This is a genomic window from Streptococcus suis, assembly GCF_002964045.1.
Classification (GTDB): Bacteria; Bacillota; Bacilli; order Lactobacillales; family Streptococcaceae; genus Streptococcus; species Streptococcus suis_U.
The window spans coordinates 1-16,339 of the sequence record NZ_POPB01000303.1 but is presented as its reverse complement, the minus strand read 5'-3'; the positions used below and the strand labels follow the sequence as shown (position 1 = coordinate 16,339).

14 protein-coding genes are annotated in these 16,339 nt (G+C 42.1%); all 14 read left to right on the top strand.

The genetic code is table 11. The features are described 5' to 3' along the window. The first annotated feature begins 9 nt into the window (after positions 1-9). Positions 10-1,293, top strand: a complete 1,284-nt coding sequence (gene murA, locus C1E99_RS04515; RefSeq protein ID WP_105206728.1) for a UDP-N-acetylglucosamine 1-carboxyvinyltransferase — start codon at positions 10-12, stop codon at positions 1,291-1,293. Beyond that, on the top strand, positions 1,286-1,477 hold the full coding sequence (locus tag C1E99_RS04510; protein WP_105106446.1) for a DNA-directed RNA polymerase subunit beta: 192 nt from the start codon (positions 1,286-1,288) through the stop codon (positions 1,475-1,477). Before murA ends, C1E99_RS04510 begins: the two co-directional genes overlap by 8 nt. A 29-nt stretch (positions 1,478-1,506) precedes the next feature. Further along, complete coding sequence (locus C1E99_RS04505) at positions 1,507-2,346, top strand: DNA/RNA non-specific endonuclease (protein WP_105206727.1); 840 nt, start codon at positions 1,507-1,509, stop codon at positions 2,344-2,346. 186 nt (positions 2,347-2,532) lie between these two features. After that, the gene (locus C1E99_RS04500) at positions 2,533-4,086 is read left to right on the top strand and encodes an MFS transporter (RefSeq protein ID WP_105206726.1); all 1,554 of its coding nucleotides are present in this window, start codon (positions 2,533-2,535) and stop codon (positions 4,084-4,086) included. Between the two features lie 62 nt (positions 4,087-4,148). Next, positions 4,149-5,177, top strand: a complete 1,029-nt coding sequence (locus C1E99_RS04495; RefSeq protein ID WP_105206725.1) for a sugar kinase — start codon at positions 4,149-4,151, stop codon at positions 5,175-5,177. A 15-nt stretch (positions 5,178-5,192) separates the two neighbouring features. Further along, positions 5,193-6,992 (top strand): beta-glucuronidase, encoded by a 1,800-nt coding sequence (uidA, locus tag C1E99_RS04490; protein WP_105206724.1) that lies wholly within the window; start codon positions 5,193-5,195, stop codon positions 6,990-6,992. A 45-nt stretch (positions 6,993-7,037) separates the two neighbouring features. Next, the gene (locus C1E99_RS04485; protein WP_105206723.1) at positions 7,038-7,754 is read left to right on the top strand and encodes a FadR/GntR family transcriptional regulator; all 717 of its coding nucleotides are present in this window, start codon (positions 7,038-7,040) and stop codon (positions 7,752-7,754) included. A 122-nt stretch (positions 7,755-7,876) separates the two neighbouring features. Next, positions 7,877-8,497 (top strand): bifunctional 4-hydroxy-2-oxoglutarate aldolase/2-dehydro-3-deoxy-phosphogluconate aldolase, encoded by a 621-nt coding sequence (locus tag C1E99_RS04480; protein WP_105206722.1) that lies wholly within the window; start codon positions 7,877-7,879, stop codon positions 8,495-8,497. 1 nt (position 8,498) lies between these two features. Continuing rightward, positions 8,499-9,899 (top strand): glucuronate isomerase, encoded by a 1,401-nt coding sequence (gene uxaC, locus C1E99_RS04475; RefSeq protein WP_105206721.1) that lies wholly within the window; start codon positions 8,499-8,501, stop codon positions 9,897-9,899. Positions 9,900-9,912: 13 nt separating this feature from the next. Continuing rightward, on the top strand, positions 9,913-11,013 hold the full coding sequence (locus C1E99_RS04470) for a mannonate dehydratase (protein ID WP_105206720.1): 1,101 nt from the start codon (positions 9,913-9,915) through the stop codon (positions 11,011-11,013). 1 nt (position 11,014) lies between these two features. Next, on the top strand, positions 11,015-11,854 hold the full coding sequence (locus C1E99_RS04465) for an SDR family oxidoreductase (protein ID WP_105206719.1): 840 nt from the start codon (positions 11,015-11,017) through the stop codon (positions 11,852-11,854). Beyond that, positions 11,854-12,654: an HAD family hydrolase gene (locus tag C1E99_RS04460; RefSeq protein ID WP_105206718.1), complete on the top strand. Its 801-nt coding sequence runs from the start codon at positions 11,854-11,856 to the stop codon at positions 12,652-12,654. Before C1E99_RS04465 ends, C1E99_RS04460 begins: the two co-directional genes overlap by 1 nt. Before the next feature lie 48 nt (positions 12,655-12,702). Continuing rightward, entirely contained in the window at positions 12,703-14,493 is a 1,791-nt protein-coding gene (locus C1E99_RS04455) for a glycoside hydrolase family 3 protein (protein ID WP_105160973.1), read from the top strand. A gap of 10 nt (positions 14,494-14,503) precedes the next feature. Beyond that, positions 14,504-16,228 (top strand): glycoside hydrolase family 3 protein, encoded by a 1,725-nt coding sequence (locus C1E99_RS04450; protein ID WP_105160972.1) that lies wholly within the window; start codon positions 14,504-14,506, stop codon positions 16,226-16,228. The last annotated feature ends 111 nt before the right edge of the window (positions 16,229-16,339 follow it).

Sequence of the window (16,339 nt, the reverse complement as noted above, 5' to 3'; positions counted from 1 at the left end):
GAGTAATATATGGATACAATTATTGTTACAGGTAGTAAAACTGGCTTGAAGGGTCAGGTTGAAATTGAAGGTGCTAAGAATGCTGTTCTACCTTTGTTGGCAGCGACTGTCCTAGCAAGTCAAGGACAAACCAAATTGACTCAGGTCCCAATTCTTTCGGATGTTTATACCATGAACAATGTGGTTCGAGGTTTGGGAGTTCGAGTTAAATTCGATGAAGATACCAAGTCCATTGACATTGATGCGACTGGTCGACTGGGCAACGAAACGCCATATAAATATGTCAGTCAGATGCGGGCTTCTATTGTTATTCTTGGTCCGATTTTGGCACGTAATGGCTATGCCAAGGTTTCTATGCCAGGAGGTTGTACAATTGGTAGTCGTCCTATTGACTTGCACTTAAAAGGTTTGCAAGCTATGGGGGCTAAAATTAAACAACGAGCTGGATATATTGAAGCAAGTGCAGAGAACTTGCAGGGAGCCCATATCTATCTGGACTTCCCAAGTGTTGGGGCAACGCAAAATTTGATGATGGCTGCAACGCTTGCGCAGGGTACAACTGTTTTGGAAAATGCTGCGCGGGAACCAGAAATCGTTGACCTGGCAATTTTCCTCAACAAAATGGGGGCAAATGTCAAGGGAGCAGGAACAGAAACCATTACCATTACTGGTGTGGACCAACTACATGGAGCTGAACACCAAGTTGTCCAAGACCGCATCGAAGCAGGGACCTTTATGGTAGCTGCGGCAATGACTGGTGGTGATGTCTTAGTCAAGGATGCCGTTTGGGAACACAACCGTCCACTCATTTCTAAGATGTTGGAAATGGGAGTTGAGGTGACGGAAGAAGCTGAAGGGATTCGAGTACGTTCACAGGTGGACAAGCTCAAACCTGTAACAGTAAAAACCTTACCACACCCAGGCTTCCCAACGGATATGCAGGCTCAATTTACAGCCCTAATGGCCGTAGCTAAGGGTGAATCAACCATGATTGAAACGGTATTCGAAAATCGTTTCCAGCATTTAGAAGAAATGCGTCGGATGGATTTGCATTCGGAAATTTTACGAGATACAGCTATCATCACGGGAGGACAAGCTCTGCAAGGAGCCCAAGTCATGTCAACGGACTTGCGAGCTAGTGCCGCTTTGATTCTAGCTGGTTTGGTCGCTGAAGGTGAAACCACTGTTGGCAAACTAACCCATTTGGACCGAGGCTATTATCGTTTCCATGAAAAATTAGCTGCTTTAGGTGCAACAATTGAACGTGTGAGTGGAGAAGATGAAAATGGATAAGGAAAATCTGAGCTATGTAGGTAAACATCTTTTATCCGTATTTATTGTTATCCTAATAGCAATACTGGTCTTTGCTTTAGGATTAATGGTTGGATATGGAATTATTGGAGATGGAGACAATATGTTTGCAGTCTTATCTCCAGTTAAGTGGCAAGAATTGATTAGTAAATTTACAGGAAAGTAGGCTAGACCTACTTTTTTGACGGGAGATATATGGCAAATAAGAATGTAAAAAAACAGGCCATGAGCCTGCTTAGTTTGATAGCAACTATTGTTGTAGTAGGCGGAGGCTATTTTTTAAATAATTCGAGTAGCAATAGTACAGCTAGTTATTCGTATTATGTGAATCAATCGCAGGCAAGTGAGTCTACCCCAAGTGAGGAATTAGGTAGTTCTGTTTTAACAGAGAGTGTAAAAAAACAACTGGGCAATTCGATTGACTGGAATGGAGCTGGTGCTTTTCTTGTCAATGGGAACAAGACTAATCTAGATGCCTCGGTTTCCAATACACCTTATGCAGATACAAAAACAAAAACAGTCCAGGGAGAAACGGTACCAACAGTCGCTAATGCTCTTCTAGCTAAGTCGACAAGGCAGTACAAGGACCGTGAGGCAACTGGTAATGGTCGGACATCTTGGACACCTGCTGGCTGGCACCAAATTCATGATTTGCCAGGTGAATATGATCACGCTGTTGATCGTGGACATCTTCTAGGTTATGCTTTAATTGGCGGACTTTCTGGTTTTGATGCGTCAACCAGCAATCCTAAGAACATCGCAGTTCAGACAGCCTGGTCCAACCAAGCCAACGACCCTACCTCAACAGGGCAGAATTACTTTGAAACTTTGGTACGAAAAGCTTTGGACAAGAACAAGCGAGTCCGCTACCGTGTCACCCTGGTCTATGCAGAAAATGATGATCTAATTCCAGTCGGAAGCCATCTGGAAGCCAAATCATCCGATGGAAGCTTAGAGTTCAATGTATTTGTTCCCAATGTACAGAGCGGGCTCAGCATTAACTACCATAGTGGTGAAATCACGGTGAATGAGTAAATAATCAGATGAATTCCTTCTTGATAAATCAAATATATCAGACGATTTTCACGTAAAATCGTCTTTTTCTTGCGTATAATTAAAAACATTTACAAAAACAGTTGACAAATCATCTGATGAATATTAGAATATAGTTATAGAAAACGCTTACGACTTTGTCGTAGAAAAATTTAGGAGGACTTTCCGATGGAAAAACATGTTGAGCAACGTGTCGAAGACGTTACTTATAACAAAGCCAAATTATGGCAAATCATATTATTTGCGATGAACAATTCATCGACGAATATTTATTTGGTTGCTTTTACTTTCGTGACTTATTTATCGACAGGGGTACTTGGTTTAGCAGCGCTATTTGTTAGTCAGCTCATGGGCTATATTCGTATCTTCGATGGATTTATTGATCCTACAATTGGAGTTATCATTGATAAAACGGATACTAAGTTTGGTAAATATCGTCCTATCTTGGTTTTGGGGAATATCATTACAGCAACTTCTCTTTTTATGATGTTAGGCCTAAGTGGAGTTAGCGAAAATTTGCGCCTACCATTGTTCCTAGTTGTTTTAATTATTCATAAAATTGGTTATTCATTGCAACAAACGATTACAAAAGCTGGTCAGGTTGCTCTTACTAATGATCCAAAGCAACGTCCGATTTTTAACATTGTTGATGGTATCGCCACAACTGTGTTGATGACAGGTAGCCAAGTGGTCGTGTCAGGAACCTTGGTTCCAAAACATGGTGGGTTTACCCCGGGATTCTTCCAAGAGTTATTCCTTGGTGTAGTAATAATTTCAGCTGTACTGGGTATTCTTGCTATTATCGGTATTTGGGAAAAAGACAATAAGAAATACTTTGGTCTTGGTGAGAAGACACAAGAAACTAAGTTGAAAGACTACTGGAAAGTCATCAAAGGAAACAAACCTTTGCAGGTTCTTTCAATCTCTGCAGCTTTTGTAAAATTTGTTGCCCAACTGTTTGGAGATTCCGTTATCGGGGTTATGATGTATGGTATTATCTTCGGTGACTATGCTCTTTCTGGAAAAATGTCTATGCTCTTGATTTTGCCAGGTATTCTTGTAACAGTTGGTGCAGCGCAATTGGCTCGTCGGAAAGGTTTACGTTTTGCCTATATTACGGCCCTTCAACTGGGAATTACAGGTTTGATTATTCTTGCTGTTATGCTTCTTTCTGCTGAACCTGGAATGTTGGATTTGACAAATTGGAATTTCTATACAATCGGATTCTTTGTTGTCTATATTGTAGCACGCTATGCATCTAGTGCTCCATCTGGCTTAGTATTGACCATGGGTGCAGATATTACAGACTATGAAACTTCAGTATCTGGTCGTTACTTGTCAGGTATGATTGGGACTATCTTCTCATTGACGGACTCAATTGCTTCTTCATTTGCTCCGATGGTGGTTGGTTTTGTATTAGCAGCTATTGGATTTGGCAAAGAATACCCAACCGTTGAAACAGCCTTCTCTACAGATTTGAGAATGGCATTGATTGTCCTATTGACAGTGATTCCAGTAGTAGTTTTGAGTCTATCCTTGTTCTTGATGAAATTCTACAAACTTGATCGTGAAGAAATGGCTCGTATTCAAGAGAAAATCCACGTTATGAAGGCGGCAAAAGATGAGGAACGTGTGCGTGCAATCGCGAAAAATGTTCCATTATCTGATATGGATTATGTAGATGTTACTCAATATAAGGTTGACCAATACGATGATAAGTAACTAATATCGAATAACTGACCTAGTTGGAGGATTCCAGCTGGGTCTTTCATCTAGGAGGCGGTATGAAAAAAATATTAGCGTTTGGAGAAGTTTTATTACGGCTATCTCCTCCTCAATATCAAACTTTGACACAGGCATCTAGTTTAGAATGTCAATTTGGTGGCTCAGAGTTGAATGTCTTGGCCAGTTTAGCACAGTTGGGGCATTCAGTTGAGTTGGTGACGGCACTTCCGGAAAATGAAGTTGGGAAAATGGCAGAGCACTTTCTCTTTGCCCGGCAGATTGGACAGAAGCATCTGATTCGAAAAAAAGGAAGGCTGGGGCTTTATTATTATCAAAAGGGCTTCTCTCTCAGACCTAGTCAGGTGACCTACGACCGTGATTATTCTGCCTTTAGCTTATCCAAGGAAGAAGAATATGATTTGGAAGGCATGTTTGACGGTGTCGATTGGTTTCATGTCAGTGGTATAACGGTCGCTTTGAATCCAGATATTTATCGACTGGCCTTTCGCTTAATGGAGATAGCAAAGGAGCAGGGTGTAAAGGTTTCCTTTGACTTGAATTATCGCGAAAGTTTGTGGTCTTCTTTTGAAGAAGCGAGGGAAAAACTATCTCCATTTGTGCAATTGGCGGATATCTGCTTTGGCCTAGAGCCGATTCAACTTTTAAATGAATCTGGTAAAGATATGAAGGATGAATTGGGGCTAGTACGTCCTTATGAAGATAAGGATACCTTGCTGAAGGTTGTTAAAGGTTTAGCAGAGAACTATTCTTTGCATGGTCTTGCTTTTACCCAGAGGGAAATGACCTACAATAATGAATATTTGCTGAAGGCATACTTGTATCAAGATGGTATGCTTTATGAAACAGAAAAAGAATCCATTCAAGTTTTGGACCGAGTTGGGACAGGGGATGCCTTTACAGCAGGAATTATTTTGGGTTATTTGCAGGAAAAAACGCCACAGGAAATAGTCAACTTGGGGATGGCTAGTTTTCAATTCAAACATACCATTGAAGGGGACATTAATGTCATCAGTCAATCAGATATTGATTTGCTATTGAAAAAAGGGTCACGTGAAATAAAACGATAGAAAGAAGGAAAAAGTATGTTGTATCCAATTCAAACAAAAACTCGCTCAGTCTATTCCTTAAATGGAATATGGAAATTTAAGCAAGGGAACAATGATGTTCATACTCTGTTAGATACAGATGAAGTAATGGTTGTACCGAGTTCTTTCAATGATGTTGTTGTCGATAAAGCAAAGCGTCATTTTGTCGGTGATAATTGGTATGAACTGATGGTAGCTCTTCCAGTAGTAGCTGATGATGAAGAGTTAGTTGTACGCTTTGGTTCGGTGACACATCAGGCAAAAGTTTATGCAGATGGTCAGTTAATCGGGGAGCACAAGGGTGGTTTCACCCCTTTTGAATGCTTGGTTCCATCAAACTTATACGACGCTGATCAATTCCGTTTGACGGTTTGTGCCAATAATGAGTTGAATTACACAACCCTTCCAGTAGGGAATTATAGCGAAGAAGTGGATGAGAATGGTCAAATTGTGAAGACCGTCAAGGAAAATTTTGACTTTTTCAACTATGCTGGTATTCAGAGAACCGTACATCTCTATAAACGTCCCCAAAATAGGATTGAGGATATTGTTATTCGGACGGAGCTAAATCAAGATTTGACTCAGGCGGTAGTGAATGTTGATGTGAAGACAGTTGGGCAGCACGATTCCATCCGTATGTCTATTTTAGATCAAGAGGGGCAGGAAGTAGGTCTTCTTGAAAATGGACAAATGGTCATTGAACATCCACACCTTTGGGAGGTCTTGGATGCCTATCTCTATACTGCTAAAGTTGAATTAGTTGACGGAAAAAACTTGCTAGATACCTACTCAGAACAATTCGGCATTCGTAGTGTAGCAGTTGAAAATGGGCAATTTTTCATCAACGGAAAACCGTTCTATTTCAAGGGATTTGGGAAGCATGAAGATACTTTCATCAACGGTCGTGGTTTCAATGAAGCAGCTAATCTGATGGATTTGAATTTGCTTAAAGATATTGGAGCCAATTCTTTTAGAACATCGCATTATCCTTATTCAGAGGAAATGATGCGACTGGCTGACCGTTTGGGAATCGTCGTCCTTGATGAAGTGCCAGCAGTTGGCCTGTTCCAGCTTTTCAATGCAGCCTTGAATTTGACAGGGGATTCTGAAGAGGTAAAAAGCACTTGGGAAGTTATGCAAACCAAGGAGGCTCATGAATTGGTGATTGATGAATTGATAGCACGTGACAAAAATCACCCATCCGTAGTGATGTGGGTTGTCGCCAATGAACCGGCAGGGCATGAAAAAGGCGCACGTGCATACTTTGAACCTTTGATTCAGCGCATGAGGGATAGAGATCCTTCTAAGCGTCCTGTGACCTTGGTCAATATTATGACAGCAACGCCTGATAAGGATGAGGTTATGGATTTGGTCGATGTTGTCTGTCTCAATCGTTATTATGGCTGGTATGTTGCTCATGGTGACTTGAAGACGGCAGAGAAGGGACTTCGTAAGGAATTAGAGACTTGGCAGGAACTTTATCCAGACAAGCCGATTTTGATTACAGAATATGGTGCAGACACCTTGCCGGGCCTACATTCGATGTGGGATATTCCTTATACGGAAGAATTTCAGGTGGATTACTACGATATGAACCATCGCATCTTTGATTCTATTCCTAATTTAGTTGGTGAGCAGGTATGGAATTTTGCTGATTTTGAAACCACGGTTGGTATCATTCGCATTCAAGGAAATCATAAGGGATTATTTTCACGGAATCGACAACCCAAGCAAATTGTAAGAGAAATTAAGAAACGTTGGACTGTTATTCCAAACTACCATTATAAGAGGAAATGAGCTATAATAGTAGCAAATAGAAAGTTGTATTGGAGGACCAAGCACATGGCGAAACCCTTGGTAGAAAAAGCATCAGAACGCTTATTGGAATTGATTTTGGAAAGAGGATATGAAGTTGGTGACAAACTTCCAAATGAGTATGAATTGGCCCAAGATTTAGAAGTTGGCCGTTCGACTGTTCGTGAAGCTGTTCGGAGTTTGGCTACTCGAAATATTCTGGAGGTACGCCAAGGGTCAGGAACTTACATCAGTTCCAAAAAAGGAGTATCTGAGGATCCTTTAGGTTTTTCTTTGGTCAGAGACCGTGTGAAGTTGACGACAGATTTGTTTGAAGTGCGGTATTTGCTTGAACCGAGAATTGCGGAGCGTGTTGCACAGTTTGCCTCGGATGAAGACATTGCTCGACTAGAAGAAATTGTCCTTGCTATTGAAGAGGCGGTAGCTGCTGGAGATTCGAAGCATCTGGAATTGGATGTGAAATTCCACTGTATGCTGGCTGAGATGAGTGGGAATCTGGCTATGACAAGTCTCATGCCTGTCATTAACCAGTCTATCCATCTAATCAATGAGAATTATTCAAATCGTCAGATGAAATCGGATAGTTTACAGGCCCATAGGAATATCTTAATGGCTATCAAACAACGCCATCCTGTTGCAGCCTATGATAGCATGTTGGCGCATATTATAGCAGTAAGACAGGTTGTGTTAAGTGAGTGGTTTGGTAAAGATATGACCATGCATGGTCTCAATGATCATAAATAGAAATACAAAATAGACTGCCCAGAATAATTTTCTGGGTATTTTTTTGCATTTTTCTTGACAAATCATCTGATGAATTATATACTATATCTATAAATGACAACGCTTTCTAATTGGAGGTCAAGATGTTAGAGCAATTAAAAGAAAATTACTTTTTCGCAGTAATTCGCGGAAAAGATGAAGAAGATGCAAAAGAAATCGCTCGCCATGCGATTTTGGGAGGTATTCGAAATATTGAAATTACATTTTCGACTCCAAATGCAGCGATAGTTATCAAAGAGTTACAAGAGGAGTTCTCAGATGATTCTTCCGTAGTCATTGGAGCAGGAACAGTAATGAATGCATCTCTCGCACAAGCGGCCATTGATGCAGGTGCTAGTTTCCTGGTTAGTCCCCATTTTGATAGGGAAATTCAAGACTTGGTGCAAGAGGCTGAGGTATTCTACTTCCCAGGCTGTGCAACTGCAACAGAGATTGTCACAGCTAGTCAGGCGGGATGTCCTATTATCAAGCTTTTCCCTGGTGGTGTCTTGGGTCCTGGATTTATCAAGGATATTCACGGCCCGGTGCCCCAAGTGGATTTGATGCCTTCTGGTGGCGTATCGGTTGAAAATGTTGCAGATTGGAAGAAGGCAGGCGCTTGTGCTGTTGGAGTCGGTTCGGCTCTGGCAAGTCGAGTGCAGGCTGAAGGCTATGAAAGTGTAACGACGATTGCTCGCAGTTTTGTTGCAGCTTTGGAGGGATGAAATGAGTTTTAATGACAAAAACTTTATGCTAAAAAACGAGCCGGCTAGGGAGCTTTACGGGAAAATAGCAGAGCTTCCAATCTATGATTTCCATTGCCACTTGGATCCTAAGGAAATTTTTGAAGATAAGGTTTATGAAGATATTGTTGATCTGTGGCTAGGGGGTGACCATTATAAGTGGCGCTTGATGAGGGCTAATGGTATCTCAGAAGAAGAAATCACAGGTTCAGCAAGTAAACTAGATAAGTTTAAAGCCTGGGCAAGAACCTTGGAACGGGCTTTCGGAAATCCTCTCTATCATTGGAGTCATTTGGAATTGCGACAGGTTTTCGGTGTTGAGGAATTGTTGACCGAAGAAAATGCAGAGCGACTCTATCATCAGCTCAATGCTTATTTGCAAGAACATCAAGTTAGTCCACGGAAGCTGATTGCGGATGCTAGGGTGACCTTTATTGGGACAACTGACCATCCTCTTGATAGCTTGGAATGGCATAAGCGCTTGGCTGAGGACTCAACTATAGATACTGTAGTGGCACCGACTTTCCGCCCAGATGAAGCCTTTATAGAACATCGAAATTTCAATCCATTTATGAAACGCTTGGAGGAGGTAACAGGGATAGCAGTAAGAGACTTTGTAAGTTTTGTAGAGGCACTTGGTCAGCGTGTTTCCTATTTTGCTCAACACGGTTGCCGAGCAAGTGATATCAGTTTTACGGCTATTTCATACGAAGAAGCAAGCCTTGAAGAGCTTGATGATATTTTACTAGCAAGACTTGCAGGTAAAGAGGCTGGTCAATCAAGTATCAATAAATGGCAGACTGCCATCTTTAGAGAATTGTGCCGATTGTACAAGAAACATGGTTTTGTGACACAAGTTCACTTTGGTGCCTTACGGAACAACCATACCGGACTGTTTGAAAAACTTGGAGCAGATGCAGGTGTGGATTCAATTGGAGACCAGACATGTCTGACTGTGAATTTGAATCGTTTGTTAGATAACTTGGTCAAGGAAAATGCCCTTCCAAAAATGATTTGGTACAATCTCAATCCAAGTTACAACATTGCTCTAGCCAATACTTTGGCGAATTTCCAGTCCAATGAGGAAGGGCTTCGTAGTCAGCTACAATTTGGTGCTGGTTGGTGGTTCAATGATACCAAGTTGGGCATGATTGACCAGATGAATGCCTATGCAGAACAGGGCATGCTTGCAAATTTCGTTGGTATGTTGACAGATTCGCGTAGCTTTTTGTCTTATCAACGGCATGATTATTTTAGACGGATTTTAGCGACCTATGTCGGACAATGGATTGTTGATGAAGAAGTGCCTGAAGATTACAATCGTTTAGGTCAGTTTGTAGAAGCCATATCCTATTACAATGCCAAAGAATTTTTTGAACAATAAAGGAGAGTAAATCATGAAAATGTCATTTCGATGGTATGGGAAAAAGGATCCTGTTACACTTGAAGAGATTAAGGCAATTCCTGGTATGCAGGGAATTGTGACAGCTGTCTATGATGTGCCAGTTGGTCAAGCTTGGCCCCTTGAAAACATTCTAGAGCTGAAAAAAATGGTAGAAGAGGCAGGACTTGAAATTACGGTTATTGAATCCATTCCTGTTCATGAAGACATCAAACAAGGGAAGCCAAATCGTGATGAGTTAATTGAAAACTATAAAACTTCCATCCGTAATGTAGGGGCTGCAGGTATTCCAGTTGTATGCTATAATTTCATGCCTGTGTTTGACTGGACACGATCAGACTTGCATCACCCACTTCCAGATGGTTCAACTTCTTTAGCTTTCCTTAAATCTGATTTGGCAGGTGTTGATCCTGTGGCGGATGATTTGAACTTACCAGGTTGGGATTCGTCCTATTCCAAGGAAGAAATGAAGGCTATTATTGAAAATTATCGTCAGAATATTTCCGAAGAAGATTTATGGGCGAATTTGGAGTATTTTATCAAAGCAATTCTACCAACAGCTGAGGAGGCTGGCGTCAAAATGGCCATTCACCCTGATGACCCTCCGTATGGAATTTTCGGATTGCCACGTATTATTACTGGTCAAGAAGCCGTTGAACGATTTTTGAATCTCTATGATTCAGAGTACAATGGAATTACCATGTGTGTCGGATCCTATGCTTCTGATCCGAAAAATGATGTCCTTGCCATGACAGAATACGCTCTCAAACGCAATCGCATCAATTTTATGCATACGCGCAATGTGACGGCAGGTGCTTGGGGCTTCCAAGAAACAGCACATCTGTCACAGGCTGGTGACATTGATATGAACGCTGTTGTTAAATTATTGGTGGACTATGACTGGGCTGGCGCCTTACGTCCAGACCACGGTCGTCGTATCTGGGGAGACCAGACCAAGACACCTGGTTATGGTCTGTATGACCGTGCACTTGGGGCAACCTACTTTAACGGTCTCTATGAAGCCAATATGCGAGCAGCGGGTAAGACACCAGATTTTGGAATTACAGTCAAAACAGTTGGAAATAAGGAGAGCTAATATGTCACGTGTTATTGAGTTTAAGGATAAGGTTGTTGTTATTACAGGTGCAGGTGGTGTTCTTTGTGGCTATTTGGCAAAAGAATTTGCTAAGGCAGGCGCAAAGGTTGCGCTTTTGGACTTAAATGAAGCTGCGGCTCAGGTCTTCGTTGATGAGATTGAAGCAGCAGGAGGCGTTGCAAAAGCCTATAAATCTAACGTTCTTTCTAAGGAAAATTTGGAAGAAGTTCGCCAGCAAGTCCTAGCAGATTTTGGTCCTGTAGATATATTAATCAATGGTGCAGGAGGCAATAATCCCAAAGCGACAACGGACAATGAATTCCATGAGATTGGACTGCCAGCTGAGACCAAGACTTTCTTCGACTTGGATGAGGCAGGTATCAATTTTGTATTCAATTTGAACTATTTGGGAACCTTATTGCCAACACAGGTCTTTGCACAGGATATGATCGGTCGCTCGGGAGCAAATATTATCAATATTTCCAGCATGAATGCCTTTACTCCTTTGACAAAAATTCCAGCCTATTCAGGTGCCAAGGCTGCTATTAGTAATTTTACCCAATGGTTAGCAGTTCATTTTTCAAAAGTTGGTATTCGTTGCAATGCGATTGCGCCTGGATTCTTGGTTACCAACCAAAACCGTGGTTTGCTGTTTGACGAGTCGGGTCAACCGACCGCACGTGCCAACAAGATCTTGACCAATACACCGATGGGGCGGTTTGGTGAAGCGGAAGAGCTAGTCGGCGGAGTCTTCTTCTTGGCAGACGAGAATTTGGCAAGTTTTGTCAACGGTGTTGTTTTACCGATTGACGGTGGTTTCTCAGCCTATTCAGGAGTTTGATGATGAAAACGGATTACGTATTTTGTGTGGACTCTGATGGCTGCGCCATGGACACCATGACCTACAAACACAAACTCTTTTTCGGCCCCTTGGCTGCGGAAGTTTTTGGTGTTGAAGATAAAGAACCATTTTTAACTGAATGGAACCGAGTTAATCTCTACTCACGAGAACGTGGTATTAACCGCTTTGTAGGCTTGGTTAAAGGTCTAGAATTTGCAGGTGTAACTGGTATAGATAACTTGAAAAATTGGGTTGCTACAACAGATTCTTTGTCAAATGCTTCTCTGGAAAGATTAATAGAGGAGCAGCCGTCAAAAGACTTGGAATTAGCCTTAAAATGGTCCACTCAAGTCAATCAAGCCATTAAGCATTATAGCGGTCCTGTTTTAGCCTTCATCGGCGTTCACAAGGGCTTGGAAAAATTGAGCCAGTTAGGAAAAGTCTACGTGGTTTCTTCTGCTAATAAAGAAGCAGTAGAAGAAGAGTGGACAGACCAGGGGTTGATGGAGTTTGTTACAGAATTGTATTGTCAAGACCGTGGCAAGAAAGAAGATGTCATCAAACTGTTAATAGAGGAAGGGTATTGTCCTGATAAGATTATGATGATTGGTGACTCGCCTGGTGATTTGAAGGCGGCGGAATTGAACGCTGTCCATTTCTATCCTATTTTAGTAGGACGAGAGATGCAATCTTGGGCAGATTTGACAGAAACGATTGCAGATGACTTTGTTCATCAAGCATTCACAGATGAGAAAGAAACAGAATTGACACAGGCATTTTGGAATAATTTAGACGACTAGAGAGAAGGGCTAGAGGCGCTATGCCCTCTAGCTTTTTTGGAGGCAAACATGACACATTTAGTAGATTTACGGAAGAAACCTTACAGCCTTGATGATGAGGCAATTTCTTGGATTGAAGAAACCATTGCTCAGATGACCTTGGATGAAAAAATCGGTCACCTCTTTGTCAATATGGGGAGCCAGCGGACGGAAGACTATCTGACTGGAGTATTAAATGATTATAAGATTGCTGCTGTTCGTTACAATCCTGGCCCTGCTGCAGATATTTGGGAGCAAAACTATATTTTGCAGACCAAGTCTAAGATTCCCCTTTTGATTGCAGCCAATACCGAATCTGGTGGGAATGGCGCCGTTACGGACGGAACGAAAATTGGGGATGAAATCAAGATTGCTGCGACAACCGATCTCCGCTATGCTTATGAAATGGGGAAAGTTGCAGGACTTGAAGCAGCTGCAGTAGGTTGCAATGCCTCCTTTGCACCGATTATGGACCTCAGTCGTAATTGGCGCAATCCTATCATTGCAAACCGAACTTGGGGAGCTAATGTAGACCAAGTCATTGAATTATCCAAAGAATACATGCGTGGCATTATGGAGCATGGCATTGTGCCGTTTGCTAAGCATTTCCCAGGCGATGGTATTGATGAACGTGACCATCATCTCTCTTTTGCTTCGAATCCCATGACCAAGTCTGAATGGATGGAAACATTTGGACGGATTTACGGTGAGATGGCTGAAGCAGGTCTTCCAGGTATCATGGCGGGGCACATTCATTTGCCAAATGTTGAGAAAGAAATGCACCCAGAACGTGAATTGGATGACATGTTACCAGCTTCGCTGAATAAAACCCTCTTGGATGAGTTGCTTCGTGGAGAGTTAGGTTACAATGGAGCCATTGTCACGGATGCCAGTCATATGATCGGTATGACAGCTTCTATGTCCCGTCGTGAGCTATTGCCTACAGCTATTGAGGCAGGATGTGATCTTTTCCTTTTCTTCAACGATCCAGAAGAAGATTTGCAATGGATGAAAGAAGGATTGGAAAATGGTCTGCTTTCTGAGGAACGTCTACATGATGCCCTTCGTCGTACCTTGGGTTTGAAAGCTAAACTCGGTCTTCACTTGTTTGAAGGTCGTCGTCAGGAAATCATGGTTCCAAAAGAAGAAGCGCTGGCTTTGATTGGTAGAGATGAGGCGAAACAGCTTGCAAAAGAAGTAGCTGACAAGGCGATTACCCTGGTAAAAGCCAAACAAGAAGGAATTTTCCCAGTCAATCCAGAACGCTACAAACGTATTTTGTTGGTCGAAGTAGATGGCTATAAGGGTGGTTTTGGTGCCATGATCAATGCTGGCAAGAAGAGAGCAGCTGATACGCTGAAAGAACTATTAGAAGCTCGAGGCCACCAAGTATCTATCTGGGAAAATACAGAAGCACGGATTGCCAAATTGCCAGAAGAAGAAAGACCAGCAGCGATTGCAAATGTCTATGCTTCCAAGCGTCCAATTGCCGAAATCACAGATAACTATGATTTGATTATCAATTTAGTTGATGTCAACTCAGGAGGGACAACTCAGCGGATTATTTGGCCAGCTGCCAAGGGAACACCAGACCAGCCTTTCTATGTTCACGAAATTCCAACCATTGTTGTCTCTGTTCAGCACCCGTTCGCACTTGCAGATATGCCACAGGTTGCAACCTATATCAATGCCTACGATGGCTTGCCTGTCACATTAGAAGCCTTGGTTGCCAAACTAGCAGGAGAGTCAGCCTTTACAGGAGTATCACCTGTTGATGCCTACTGTGGCTTGGTAGATACACAGATTTGGCGCGGAAAATAAGGAGGAAAACATGCCTAGATTAGTTGATTTGCGGAAGAAACCCTATTATTTGAATGAAGAGCAGATTTCTTGGGTGGAAGATACCTTGGATCATCTGACTGATGAAGAAAAAATCGGTCAATTGTTTGTCAATCTATTCTTCTTCGGAGGAGATGCCTTTAGTGGAAATAATCTGAGTAATCAGGAATTGATGAATCGATACCATATAGGCGGAGCCCGTTATATGAATGGTAGTCCAGAACAGGTACAAGGACTGATTAACGAGTTGCAAAGCTATTCAAAAGTACCTCTCTTGGTTGCAGCGAACTGTGACTCAGGTGGAGATGGCGCTGTGAAAGGCGGAACCTATATTTCCTCAGGTGCTCAATCGGAAGCCAGTCGGGATCCTCGTATTCCCTACCTAGCAGGTCTCGTATCTGCGAGAGAGGAGACTGCATTAGGTGTAAATGTCAACTTTGATCCGTGCGTGGACATTGTACAGAACTGGCGCAATACGATTGTCAATACCAGAGCCTACGGCACAAATGCGGATGATGTGATTGCCTATACCAGTGCCTATTTAGAAGGATTAACTGCTGAAAGAGATGTTATTCAATGTATCAAGCATTTCCCAGGAGATGGTACAGAAGAACGTGATCAGCATCTAGTCCTCGGTGTCAATGAACTCTCTCCAGAAGAATGGGACAATAGTTTTGGTCGTGTCTATCGTCATCATATTGAAGCTGGTGTTGAGATGATTATGGCAGGTCATATAGCCTTGCCATATTACCAGAAAGAACTGAATCCAAGTTTGATGGACGAAGATATTTTGCCTGCAACACTGGCTCCTGAATTGATCCAAGATTTATTGAAAGAAAAATTGGAATTCAATGGCTTGGTTATAACAGATGCCAGCCACATGTTGGGGATGACAGCAGCCATGCGTCGTGAAGACTACGTACCTGCAGCCATTGCTGCGGGTTGTGATATGTTCTTATTCTTCAATAACTTAGAAGAAGATTTTGAATTTATGCTCAATGGCTACCGCAAGGGAGTGATTACTGAGGAAAGACTTCATGATGCTCTCCGTCGCATTTTAGGTCTGAAAGCCAAACTCAATCTGCATATCAAGCAAGCGGAAGGAACCTTGCTAAAATCAGCTGATGAATTGGCTATTATCGGCTGTGAAGAACACTTGGCTTGGCAACGTGAGGCAGCAGACAAGGCAATTACGCTGTTGAAAGATACACAGAAAAATCTTCCAATCAGTCCAGAAACCCATCGCAGAATCCGTTTGTATTACCTAGAAGGTGAAAAAGAAGGGATTATGGCAGCAAGTACAGAAGTGGTTGATAATCTTAAAGCTGCCTTGGAAGCGCGTGGTTATGAAGTGACCGTCAATGATGGTACGACTCGGATCAAAGGAAAAACGTTGCAATACCGAGAAGAAGTTGATTTAGCCTTGACTGTTGCCAATGTCATTGGATATGGAGCGCAGAATAATTACCGCATCCAGTGGAAAACGGCCATGTCCAATGAAGTTCCTTGGTATGTACATGAAGTTCCAACCGTTTTCGTTTCACTAAACTATACGACCCATCTTCACGATGTTACCATGGTCAAAACTGCTATCAATGCCTACCATCACAATAAAAATACTATCGAATCCCTCCTTGATAAATTGGAAGGAAAAGATGACTTCTATGGTGTGCCAAATGAGAATGTTTGGGCCAATAAATGGCAAGCAAAACTATAAAACTGATATGTAAAGCCCTTTGTCAAGTAAAAACAATCGAACTGATAAAAAAATGAAAAGTATCTAGAAAGAGCCTAGTTCTTAGCTTCGGGCATTGGCCACTCTGATATT

Excerpts from the sequence above, each read along its gene's own strand:
- C1E99_RS04455 (WP_105160973.1), top strand. The coding sequence starts at position 12,703 with ATGACACATTTAGTAGATTTACGGAAGAAACCTTACAGCCTTGATGAT.
- C1E99_RS04510 (WP_105106446.1), top strand. The coding sequence starts at position 1,286 with ATGGATAAGGAAAATCTGAGCTATGTAGGTAAACATCTTTTATCCGTA.
- murA (WP_105206728.1), top strand. The coding sequence starts at position 10 with ATGGATACAATTATTGTTACAGGTAGTAAAACTGGCTTGAAGGGTCAG.
- C1E99_RS04505 (WP_105206727.1), top strand. The coding sequence starts at position 1,507 with ATGGCAAATAAGAATGTAAAAAAACAGGCCATGAGCCTGCTTAGTTTG.
- uidA (WP_105206724.1), top strand. The coding sequence starts at position 5,193 with ATGTTGTATCCAATTCAAACAAAAACTCGCTCAGTCTATTCCTTAAAT.
- uxaC (WP_105206721.1), top strand. The coding sequence starts at position 8,499 with ATGAGTTTTAATGACAAAAACTTTATGCTAAAAAACGAGCCGGCTAGG.
- C1E99_RS04500 (WP_105206726.1), top strand. The coding sequence starts at position 2,533 with ATGGAAAAACATGTTGAGCAACGTGTCGAAGACGTTACTTATAACAAA.
- C1E99_RS04495 (WP_105206725.1), top strand. The coding sequence starts at position 4,149 with ATGAAAAAAATATTAGCGTTTGGAGAAGTTTTATTACGGCTATCTCCT.
- C1E99_RS04460 (WP_105206718.1), top strand. The coding sequence starts at position 11,854 with ATGATGAAAACGGATTACGTATTTTGTGTGGACTCTGATGGCTGCGCC.
- C1E99_RS04485 (WP_105206723.1), top strand. The coding sequence starts at position 7,038 with ATGGCGAAACCCTTGGTAGAAAAAGCATCAGAACGCTTATTGGAATTG.
- C1E99_RS04465 (WP_105206719.1), top strand. The coding sequence starts at position 11,015 with ATGTCACGTGTTATTGAGTTTAAGGATAAGGTTGTTGTTATTACAGGT.
- C1E99_RS04480 (WP_105206722.1), top strand. The coding sequence starts at position 7,877 with ATGTTAGAGCAATTAAAAGAAAATTACTTTTTCGCAGTAATTCGCGGA.
- C1E99_RS04470 (WP_105206720.1), top strand. The coding sequence starts at position 9,913 with ATGAAAATGTCATTTCGATGGTATGGGAAAAAGGATCCTGTTACACTT.
- C1E99_RS04450 (WP_105160972.1), top strand. The coding sequence starts at position 14,504 with ATGCCTAGATTAGTTGATTTGCGGAAGAAACCCTATTATTTGAATGAA.